This window comes from Solibacillus sp. FSL K6-1781 (genome assembly GCF_038630735.1).
Lineage (GTDB): Bacteria > Bacillota > Bacilli > Bacillales_A > Planococcaceae > Solibacillus > Solibacillus silvestris.
Genome location: NZ_CP152038.1, coordinates 503,315 through 514,344, shown reverse-complemented (window position 1 = coordinate 514,344; position 11,030 = coordinate 503,315). Strand labels below are relative to the sequence as shown.

The window sequence follows — 11,030 nt, the reverse complement described above, 5'->3', positions numbered from 1 at the left end:
TTGCTTACTCATTGAAGATTTACTGTACATTACTAAATCTACATAAATTTTCGGTTTTAAGATTTATATTGGAGAAATTTCATTTTCTTGAAGGTATTAAAGAAAACCGCACTTACTTATGATACGGTACATTTCCGTAACAAATTTAAGTGCGGTTTTCAGATATAGATTTAGATGAAGATGGAAAATTTATTTTCCCACCAGGTAGTTCATTTGTAATTTTCTTAATTTCACCTAATAATCAAATAGTTAAAGCAGAAGTTGCATTCGGCTGGTTTGAAAAATTAAATATAGATGATAACTAATTTGTAAATCAGTTCATTCAATCGGGAATACCGTGCTTAGGTCTCCATGGTTTTTTGTTCACACAATGTTCTTCTAACTATCTAATGTAGACCAATCTTCTAAAGATAGTTGACCAACAATATCATAGCCGTTACCTCGCCCTTTTGGCTTAATAATAACTGTCCCCATATAAGGGATTGGACCTAATCCAACCTTTGCAGGGAAAATGTGATCAACAATCATTTTATTTTTTCCCTTATCCGGAATATATTCTAAAATTGATTGAAGATTACTCAAAATTATTTGCCTATCATTACTTGGTAAATTTTCGCTTAACCTATTTATCTCAACCCAAAAAGGATTAATTTGAACATTACCACTACCAAATGCTAACTGTGCTGTTTCGATTGTCCTGCAATAGGGACTTGAGGAAACAGGGATTTCGAATGGTATTCTTAAATACCGAAGTATTTCTCCATAGTAAATTGCTTGCCTACGTCCCATTTCAGAAAGATTTCTCTGAGTTAAACAGTTTTGAAAGTTTAAGTTAGCTAAATCGTTTCCGACAGTCGCTTCTCCATGCCTTGCATAAAATATAAATCCCCCATTTCTAAGTGCATTAAGTAAGGTTTTATTCAAGTTTTGTCTCCTTTCCATAAATATCCTAGTATACACCTAATGTATGACATGGGTTATTAGAAATAAAAAACAAACAGAAATAATTTATGTATTTTTGCACTGACCTAAAATAATGACACAAATAAAAAACACCTTTCGTTGAAAAATGGGTATTGAATACCAAGAATCAACATGGAGGTGTTTTTTTATGGGGACAAGAGTATGTTATTCTGCTAAGGTAAAAATAAAAGCGATAGAAATGAGATTAGCAGGCATTCCCGTTAACCAGCGCTCCTCAGCATGATGACTTATATGCTGAAAACAAGCAAATTGAGTGCATCCGGTACTTAGTATTTATTTAACATCTTTTGTCCATTCGGCAACTTTTGCTTCATTTTCTTCAATCCATTTTTTTGCTGCATCTTTCGGATCCATGCCTTCCATAATGTCGTACATAACACTTTCTATATCTTCCGGCGTCCAGTGGAAATTATCGAGAACACTGTATGCCTCAGGATTATCTTCTTTGAATCCATTACGCGCAAATGTACCGATATACTCTTCAGTTCCATACATTCCTTTTGGATCATCTAAATATTTCAGATCAAATAAGTTAAATTTCCAGTGAGGAGACCAACCTGTCACTATAATTTCTTCTTCATTCTGAATTGCTTGTTTAAGAGCCCCTGTCATTGCTACTGAAGATGAGCTTAGTACTGTCCACCCTTCAAGATTTGGATATATCTCATACGCCTTTTCTGTAGTTCCTGTTATATTTGCACCTGGTTCGATGCCCGTTATCGTTTTACCCGCTTCATCTGTTAAATCTTCGATGGAATCCACATCCATATAACTAGGGACTACTAACCCAATTTTTCCGCCTAACAAATTTTCACCTAAATCATCTATACGGCCTTTGTACTTCTCAACTTGCGGGGCGTGCGTCTGCGGTAGCCAAGCTGAAACCATGCCATCAACCTCTCCATTGGCAAGGGCTTCCCACATAATCCCATTATCTAAAGGTGTCAGTGTTACATCATACCCTAAATCTTCCAGAACTTGTCCGACTACATGAGTGGAGGCAACTTCAGTCTCCCATTCAACATAGGCTAAGTTGACAGCTTGTTTTTCTGTACCTTCAGCCTCCGAAGAACATGCAGCTAATAATAAACTTAATACTAAAATTAATCCTAGCTTCGATAAACTAATGAGTTTCATAAAATCTTCCTTTCTGATTGTTTTACTGAGAGCGGGTTATATGTAAAAATTAACATCTAACAACTTATAATTATAAATGGGTTGTTACTTTTGTCAAATTGGCAATTAATACAGGTGGTTTAGATTTTTAAGAATCAAAGGGATTTTTGGGTTGCACAGTACAGGAAACAGCTGACTTATATAGGGGGAAATAAAAAGAGAATACCTTATAAATGGTCTCTCTATTAATTTTTCTTTGGTCTAACGCCTTCTTTTCAGAAAAAACCACCTAATTCGTTGTATATCAACAATTAGGTGGTTCTTCAAAATTTTAATTTTTTTACGTAAACGAGCGCAATCAGTTAGTATCCATCGGCAAAATGGGAGATGGTTTCTAATTCATCTTCGGTAAGTTCCCTTTTTACATAGTTTTCGTATTCCTTCACTATTTTCGGTAAATCTCCCTTACAGACCTCTGTATATTTGGCAATCGTTCTTAGCATAGCGACTTCTTTATCGAAAGCTTCTTTTGAAATTGGTGTTTGATGTGAAGGGATATAGGTTTCTGCATCAAACGTTTCTAATATATCTAATAATCGTAAAGTTTCACTAATTGTATAGTGTACTTTTTCGGCATACATTCTAGGATAAATGCAGTCCCCTAAGAAAAGAATCTTCTCTTCTTTTATATACACAATGACAGAATCTGCAGCATGGTCCCCTCCAACATGTTGTACGATACAAGTCACATCACCAAGATTTATCTCTGCCCTTTTCTCTATTGTAATATCCGGCAAAGTAATTTTAATGTTTCGATGATTCGTGTATTCTTCCTTAATCGCTTTTGCACAAAATTCAATTTCCACGCCTTTATTTACTCGCGCATCAATGGCTTCATCTGACCATGAAAATGGAATAAGCTTCTCCATTTCCCTTTCAGTCTCTTTGGAGGCAATTGAAACAGTATCGGGTAATGCGGAAAGTCCAAATATATGATCCCAATGCCAATGTGTTAGGACAACTAGAGCCGGATTAGGAACTCCCCTTTTTTGAAGTTCATTCAGAAAATAGTGCATATGTTCTTCCGAGTTCCCTGCATCAATCATTAATGTCTTTTTACTGCCAACCACCATTCCTAAAATCGGGCGGTCAGTCAACGAGACTGGGGTGATATACCAAAAACTTTTACCTATTTTGTGTATAGAGTGCAAAAAGGTTGTCCCCCTTTCTTTTTAGTCAAATGTTTATAGACTACATTCTTTGTTAAAAAGTCCAATTATATAGCAAGTATTTTTTATAATAGTCTAAATTTCCAGTATAACAAATAAAGAATTTTCTAAATAGCTAAAAAAACTACTTTTTATTAGTTTCATTCGAGTTCTTTTTCTGCTATTTAGACCATTGAACGAATGATATGATACCAAGAATATAAGCGCTTATATTCTAAAAAGGTTAATAAATTAATTACTTCTTTCTTCTTGAATACTGTTTCAAAAAAAATTCACTGTCATTTAGGAGGTATTTATGAGGTCTAAAAAAGGTGCACTTGTATGGATATTGGTTCTTGTTCTCTCCCTTATAACGGTTACATTCACTGGTGCTAAGGCATTGTATGAAACAAAACCAGTGCCGGCAGAGGAAAGACATGACATTTCTGAAATTATTCATCAAAGCAGTAAATGGGAAAAGGTTGCTACAGGTAGTGGATTCATGGAAGGTATTAACTTTGATCGTAAAGGAAACATCTGGTTAGTTAGCCCGACAACTGGCGAAATCTTAACTATTAAAGGCGACAAAGTTGAAAAAGTTTTAGGAGATAAAGATAAATTAATGCCAATTGGAGCTAAGTTCCATAAAGATGGTCGCCTATTTATTACGGATGGCAAAGGTGAATTATATTCCTACAATCCTGCTACTGGCGAACGCAAAACCATTGTCAATTCTTACGACGGGAAACCTTTAAACGGTTTAAATGACCTTGTTTTTGACGAAACAGGTGGTCTTTACTTTACTGAGCCAATGGGTTCTAGTGCTACTCATCCAACAGGTCGCGTCTTCTACTTACCTCCTGGTAAAACTGAAGCAATCCTCTTCTCAGAGAATATTGCTTATCCTAATGGGATCACTATTTCGGCAAATGGCCAACGCGTCTATATATCAGAGTTTGATAAAAATCAAATTCTATCAGTACCTTCTGTAAATGCTGCAAATTCTCCTGAATCACCGTTTATTTTCGCTCGTTTTGAAGGTGGAATCGGTCCGGATGGGTTAGCTGTAGATGCTGAAGGTAATCTGTACGTAGCCCATTTCCAAGCTGGAGAAGTAGTAGTGGTTGACGCCAATGGTTTTAAATACGGAACCATTCGCCTTCCTGAAGATGCAGGAACATTCGCAACAAACTTAGCTTTTCATGATGGGTACCTGTACGTAACCGAATCATCAAAGAACGAGGTGTGGCGTATTCAAGTAAAAAAGAAGGGTCTACAGCCATACGGGTTAAACTAGACTCGCTTCTAATATAATGTAATGGGGCAATCACCAATTTAGTGATTGCCCCATTTTAAATTTTAGTAGCTATTTACGAAGTAGTATTCCTGAATGAAAGCTCAAATTTAACGTTTTCCTTCTATTTCTTCATCTTCGCCCCAGCATTCCACCTCGCCTAAATTAGGTACGTTTTTCTTATAGAATACTGGATCTTTGCCTTGCTTCCGTTGAGTTAAATAATCATTAATAACCGGTTTGGCCACTTTCCAAAGTTGGAGAATAGCAATTAAGTTAATGATCGCCATAAAGGCCATAAACAGATCCGCTAAATCCCATACAACTTGTACCTTTGCAATGGAACCAAACATAACAAAAAGTACGACAAATATACGGAATACTAATAAACCAGTCTTTGAATCTTTTATAAAACTAATATTCGATTCACCGTAATAGTAATTGCCAATAACCGTACTAAAAGCAAACATAAATACAATGATCGCTAAGAAGCTGCCTGCCCAATCACCTAAATTTCCGACTAAAGAGGCTTGCGTTAAATTGACTGAAGTTGCGTCAGATTGAAGGTATGCATCGCCTAATAATACGATTGCCGCTGTTGCTGTACAAACGACTAATGTGTCTATAAATACACCAAGGGCTTGAATTAACCCTTGCTTTACTGGGTGGGAAACAGCTGCTGTTGCTGCTGCATTGGGTGCAGAACCTATCCCAGCTTCATTTGAGAATAATCCCCGTTTAATACCATTCATAATTGCTGCCCCGATCATTCCCGCAAAGGCTTCTTCCAATCCAAAGGCAGACTTTATGATAAGAAGAAATACATTCGGAATTTCGGAAATATTGAGGAATACAACAATAAGAGCAATTATAATATACAAAATTGCCATAACAGGAACAACTATTTGAGTAAAGCTAACAATTCTCTTTAATCCACCAAAAACAATAATCCCTGTTAAAGCAGCCAATACTAAACCTACTACAAATCGATTGGCACCAAAACTTTCTTCAAATGCAATGGAAATCGTATTTGCCTGGACAGAATTAAAAATAAAGCCATACGTAATTGTAATGACAACAGCAAAAAGAATACCCATCCATCTTTTATTCAAGCCTTTTTCCATATAATAAGCAGGACCACCACGAAACAATCCAGTACTCTTATCTTTCACTTTATATACTTGTGCTAATGTACTTTCAATTAGTGCAGATGCCGCTCCGATCAGCGCAATCATCCACATCCAAAATACCGCACCGGGACCGCCAAGAGCAATTGCCGTCGCGACACCCGCTATATTACCTGTTCCAATTCGAGAAGCAGCAGAAATTGTAAAAGCCTGAAAAGAAGATATACCTTTTTTTCCTGACTTATCTGTTGGCGCCGATTCTGTTATAAGTTTAAACATTTCACCTATTAATCTAAATTGAATAAACTTTGTTTTAACCGTTAAAAATATGCCTGTTCCTACTAATAAAATTATTAATACATATGAATATAATATTGTATTCACTTCACCCAATATATTACCGAACCAATCCATTGTTTCACTTCCTCTATTTTTTCAACTTTTTCTGTTGGTATGTAGGCCGTGCTACTTCGTCAACTATTAAAATTCTGCACCAACATCTCCTAAATACAAAGTCACTTTCCTACACCCATGCTAACTTGTCCTATTTTATACTCACTTGAAATTTTAGTATACATTTTTATTAAGATGTATTAATTTTCTAGCATGACAGTTATCCCCCTCACTCCCCTATATTTACTCTCGTTTTTTTACAGGCGTTAAGTAATTTTCTTTTAAATAACAAGCTAATTGTATTTTCAGTGCATCTTCCTGTATTTGAAACGAGATATTTAGTATTTGCTCAATTCGGCTTAATCGCTGGTACAAAGTGTTGGTATGAATATGTAAATGCTGTGCTGTTTGCTGAACGGAGCGGTTAAATCTGAAATAGGCCAACAATGTTTCATACAGGTGTCTTTTATTGGCTTTAGTCAATAACTCACCGATTTGGTCATGAATGAAGTTTGCCAAGTCTTTTGGCGGGACTTGTAAAATCAGCTGGTTGAGACCGATTTTATCGTAGCTCGTAATTGTCCATTCATCACGTACATGTAAAAAGCGCAATGTTTGCAGCGCTTCTTCGTATAGAGAAGAAACTGTCTGTAGGGTTTTATATTGTTTACTAATTGCGCACCGAAAAAGCGGTTTATGCTGTGATTGCCACTTTTTTTGTAGGCGGGAGAGTGTTTCGTTTAATGTTGTAAGCATTGCTGGTGACGGCACACCGATTAAAAGAGAGATTTTGTTTTTTTCATAAAAAAGTAATTTCCGTTCACCTGGAAATTGTTCCTTTAGCATGGAGATGAACTGATGTAAATATTGTTCAATCGATAACATGTCGGCCGTTTGTTTGAACTCGAAAATACATAATCGGTAGTAGTCCAGCACATCTAGATCAAGTTGATATGCCATAGAAGCAACTGTTTTTTGATTAGGTGCATCGATGATCTGCTGGAATGTTTCCTGCATTCGTTTGTTATGGTGCTCCAGAACATTTTTATTGCGTAAAATTTGCAGTGTTAAAATATTGGCCCCCTGCTCCAGTGTTTGCTGATCTTTGTAGGAAATGATGCCTTTCTGTTCAATAATCATACTCCCTAAACAAATATCCAAATTATAGAGAGGATAAACAATAAAGCTGCGGTCATTTTTAAGCCGATACTCAAATGGCTTCATTTTCAAGAATAATTGTTTTTTTATTTTAGCTTTTGTGTGAGGGGGAATGGACTGGTCATCTTCAAAAAACACATCATCATATGCATCATAAAAACCAATTGGTAATTGTGTTAAGTTTTTCAGTTCATTTAAAATGACGGAGATCGGTTCGTTTTGTAAGAGCAATTGATTTAATGTAGCATGCACATCATAGCGCTGTTTAAGAAGGGTATGTTTTGTCTCTAATGCCAGAGATAATTCGTGCGCTTCTTTTACTTTCTCAGTCATCTGTTCATAATACTGGGCTTTTTGAATTGCCACCCCTACCTGATCGGCAAAGGCTTGAAAAAATAATAGATCTTCTTGTGTGAGGTCTCTTTTCTTTTGAAGTTGGTGAAGGATCATGATGCCGATTGGCTTAGCATCAACAGTTATCGGTACACAAAGAGCTGCTTGCGGAACATGTGCGCTCTTTAATATTGTCTGTAAATTACGCGGGCTTACATTTTGATGGTACATAGCAGCCATAATTTCATCGTAACTGTTAAAGAACTCACCGATTCCTGTCGCAAATACACGACCAGTAATGGCCTCATTCGGCTTTGTTTGAAATTGTTCAATAAGTGGCGGGAAATGAATATAGGTTTTCGGAATTAGACACTGTTTCTGTTCATCAAAAAGCATTAAATACCCTGCATCTGCTTCAGGAATAACGTTCAGTGCATGCCGCATGATTGTATGTAATACTTCATCAATATGAAGTTTGGAAGTGATTGTCCGGATACTTTCCACGAGGATAGATAACTGTTTATTTGAAAGTGTTAAGTGACGTAGAATTGCTTCTTGTCCATCTGACATAGACATTCCCCTCTTTCTGAAATATATAGAATATTCCATAATTTTATTTATAAATATAGAGGATTACACATTGTTTCGCAACAAGAAAACAAAGTATAGTATTAAAAAACTGAATTGTTCGTCAATTTAAAGGAGGGGTTTTATTGAACTTAGCATCAGAGATTATGGATCATCCAATTTTATGGGTTATAGCATTTGTCGTTGTACTCATTGTAATTTTCCAAGCCATTGTCTTTATACGTATTTCAAAGAAAGTAGCACCAGAAGTAGGCTTAACGAACAAGGAAGTCACTTCAATTATTCGAACAGGTGCAATTAGTTCATTAGGTCCATCATTTGCCATTATTATCGTGGCCATTTCTTTAATTACTTTAATTGGTGAACCAACGACAATGATGCGAATTGGTATTGTCGGATCAGCACCAATCGAAACAGTAGGAGCAAGTCTTGGGGCCGAAGCAGCAGGTGAAGAGTTAAGTGACAAAAGCTTCTCAGCACAAGCATTTACAGCAGCAGTTTGGACAATGTGTTTAGGCGGCATGGGATGGTTGATTGTTACAGCATTGTTTACGAAATCTCTTGGTCGCCTTCAAAGTAAGTTAACGAGCGGTGGCGGCAATCGGGCAAAATGGTTAAGTGTCATTTCGACTGCAGCAATGATTGGTGCTTTCGGATATTTTGGTGGTGGCCAGATCGCAAAAGGTATGAATGAAACGATTATTTTTATAGTCGCTTTACTTATAATGCCGGTTATTATGTGGGCAGCTCAACGCTTTAACCAGAATTGGCTCCGTGAGTGGTCACTAGGACTAGTTATTTTAATCGGTATGAGCGTCGGGTATTTCTTAATTTAATTGAAGGAGGATGATTAAAATGGTCGTTTTAGAGCGTCACACAACAGATGCTTCACCTACAAAAAGCGAGGAAAACTTTGCAACGTTTCATAGTCAGGCACATTTCTGGGGTCGTCTTACTATTTGGAGTGTCATCATTTGTACGATAGCCCTTCCCCTCTATTTATCATTTGGTCTAGGGTACCATCCAGGTTGGTCTGTTATCTTAACAGGTTTTTTAAGTTACGGGGCCGTTGTATCGATCATCTGGTTTGTCGAGCCAATTAGCTACTACCCTATTTTAGGTGTGTCGGGCACGTATTTGGCCTTTCTAACAGGTAATATCGGAAATATGTGCTTACCTAGCGCATCTATTGCCCAATCCATCGTAAAAGCAGAGCCAGGGACGCGCAAAGGTGAAGTTACCGCAACATTAGCGATTTCTGCCGCTTCCATTGTGAATACAACAATGCTTATAGCTGTGATTTTAGGGGGTTCTTACTTAATTAATGCGTTGCCTGAGTCAATCCGCGCCAGCTTCAGCTTTGTATTGCCGGCTATCTTTGGTGGAGTGCTTGCGCAGTTCGCATTAAAAAAACCCGTTTGGGGAATCGGTGCTATTGGATTAGGGATTTTTGCAGCGCTTGGCCCCATTCCGCCGTCGTTCCAAACATTTATTTGTATTGCAGGAACAGTCCTCTTTGCCGTAATTCTTGAAAAAATGAAAGCGAGTGAACAAACATCATGACAATTAAACAACAGTTAATGGATAAGTTAGCAGCACGAAACGATGAGATGATTGCTATTCGCCGTCATCTACACGAACATCCGGAACTCTCCTTTGAAGAACAGCAAACAGCACAGTATATCGCGGATTTCTATGCAGATAAAGACGTAAAGGTCCATCGCAATGTCGGCAATGGGTACGGAATTATTGTAGAAATTCAAGGGCAACATCCAGGTCCTGTCATCGGGATACGTGCAGATTTTGATGCTTTACCGATTGAAGAAGAAACAGATGTCCCATTTAAATCGAAAAACCCGGGTGTCATGCATGCTTGCGGTCATGACGGTCATACCGCGTATTTGCTCATTTTAGCGGACTGTCTCATCCAGTTAAAAGATGAATTGCACGGAACAGTGAAAATTATTCATCAGCATGCAGAGGAAAAACCGCCTGGTGGTGCCAAAAGTATGATGGCTTCCGGTTTACTCGATGACTGTGAAATTATTGTTGGGGCACATTTATTCCCAACATTTAAAGTCGGACATATCGGATATCGTGCTGGCGCTGCAATGGCCGGCCGCTCATTTTTCAAATTGGTCGTACATGGTACAGGAGGGCATGGTTCGTCCCCTCACCTGGCGAATGATGCAATTGTTGCAGCCTCGAACTTTGTAACGACTGTACAAACGGTTATTAGCAGACGGTTAAACCCGTATGATATGGGTGTCGTTACAATCGGTTCATTTGATGGAAAAGGAACGTTTAATGTTATTAAAGATGCCGTAACGCTTGAAGGTGATGTGCGTTATATGAACGACACTGTTCACGCTACGATTGAAAAGGAAATCAAACGGTTAGTAGACGGTTTAGAAGTCCAGTTTGGTGTTACTTGCACGCTCACTTACGAAAAGGATTATCCACCGTTAGTTAACGATAAGGACCTGACAAACTTTGTCGTTGAAACATTGGAAGCTTCGGAACAGGAAGAAATCATTGCGATTGATGAAGCACCGTTGTTTTCAGGGTCAGAGGATTTTGCGTATTATGCACTCGCAAAGCCATCCACTTTTTATTATATTGGCTGCCAACCAACGTACTTAGATGTACCTTATATGAACCATCATCCAAAGTTCGATATTGATGAACGGGCATTATTAGTTGCAGCAAAAGCTGGTGCAGAAGTCGTTGCTAAATATTGCTTAAAATAAAGTTGCCTAAATGCCATTGTTCTCTAAGGAGAAAATGGTATTTTTGCTGTGTTTAAAACTAATTTTCTTCATCCAACAG

Annotated in this window: 10 protein-coding genes; 5 read left to right on the top strand and 5 right to left on the bottom strand. The window is 37.6% G+C overall.

Going from position 1 to position 11,030, the window contains the following annotated elements; translation table 11 throughout:
* Positions 1-149: 149 nt before the first annotated feature.
* Positions 150-305, top strand: coding sequence for a DUF6143 family protein (locus MHH37_RS02560; protein ID WP_231918695.1), 156 nt, complete (start codon positions 150-152; stop codon positions 303-305).
* 73 nt (positions 306-378) lie between these two features.
* On the opposite strand, the gene MHH37_RS02555 is transcribed toward MHH37_RS02560, so the two are convergent.
* The 3 genes from MHH37_RS02555 to MHH37_RS02545 all read right to left on the bottom strand — a co-directional run bounded on the left by MHH37_RS02555 (position 379) and on the right by MHH37_RS02545 (position 3,311).
* Positions 379-924, bottom strand: a complete 546-nt coding sequence (locus tag MHH37_RS02555) for a histidine phosphatase family protein (RefSeq protein ID WP_342574857.1) — start codon at positions 922-924, stop codon at positions 379-381.
* Positions 925-1,257: 333 nt separating this feature from the next.
* Complete coding sequence (locus MHH37_RS02550) at positions 1,258-2,121, bottom strand: glycine betaine ABC transporter substrate-binding protein (RefSeq protein WP_342574856.1); 864 nt, start codon at positions 2,119-2,121, stop codon at positions 1,258-1,260.
* A gap of 341 nt (positions 2,122-2,462) precedes the next feature.
* Entirely contained in the window at positions 2,463-3,311 is an 849-nt protein-coding gene (locus tag MHH37_RS02545; RefSeq protein ID WP_342574855.1) for an MBL fold metallo-hydrolase, read from the bottom strand.
* 313 nt (positions 3,312-3,624) lie between these two features.
* Between MHH37_RS02545 and MHH37_RS02540 the strand changes: the two genes are divergently transcribed.
* Positions 3,625-4,605, top strand: coding sequence for an SMP-30/gluconolactonase/LRE family protein (locus tag MHH37_RS02540; protein ID WP_342574854.1), 981 nt, complete (start codon positions 3,625-3,627; stop codon positions 4,603-4,605).
* A gap of 107 nt (positions 4,606-4,712) precedes the next feature.
* On the opposite strand, the gene MHH37_RS02535 is transcribed toward MHH37_RS02540, so the two are convergent.
* Positions 4,713-6,143 (bottom strand): alanine/glycine:cation symporter family protein, encoded by a 1,431-nt coding sequence (locus MHH37_RS02535; RefSeq protein WP_342574853.1) that lies wholly within the window; start codon positions 6,141-6,143, stop codon positions 4,713-4,715.
* A gap of 222 nt (positions 6,144-6,365) precedes the next feature.
* Positions 6,366-8,183: a helix-turn-helix domain-containing protein gene (locus MHH37_RS02530; RefSeq protein ID WP_342574852.1), complete on the bottom strand. Its 1,818-nt coding sequence runs from the start codon at positions 8,181-8,183 to the stop codon at positions 6,366-6,368.
* Between the two features lie 143 nt (positions 8,184-8,326).
* On the opposite strand from MHH37_RS02530, the gene MHH37_RS02525 reads away from it, so the two are divergent.
* From MHH37_RS02525 to MHH37_RS02515, 3 genes are read left to right on the top strand one after another with little or no spacing between them, the layout of a single operon-like run.
* Entirely contained in the window at positions 8,327-9,037 is a 711-nt protein-coding gene (locus MHH37_RS02525; RefSeq protein ID WP_342574851.1) for a DUF5058 family protein, read from the top strand.
* Between the two features lie 19 nt (positions 9,038-9,056).
* Complete coding sequence (locus tag MHH37_RS02520) at positions 9,057-9,764, top strand: hypothetical protein (RefSeq protein ID WP_008404649.1); 708 nt, start codon at positions 9,057-9,059, stop codon at positions 9,762-9,764.
* Positions 9,761-10,951, top strand: coding sequence for an amidohydrolase (locus MHH37_RS02515; protein WP_342574850.1), 1,191 nt, complete (start codon positions 9,761-9,763; stop codon positions 10,949-10,951). Before MHH37_RS02520 ends, MHH37_RS02515 begins: the two co-directional genes overlap by 4 nt.
* The last annotated feature ends 79 nt before the right edge of the window (positions 10,952-11,030 follow it).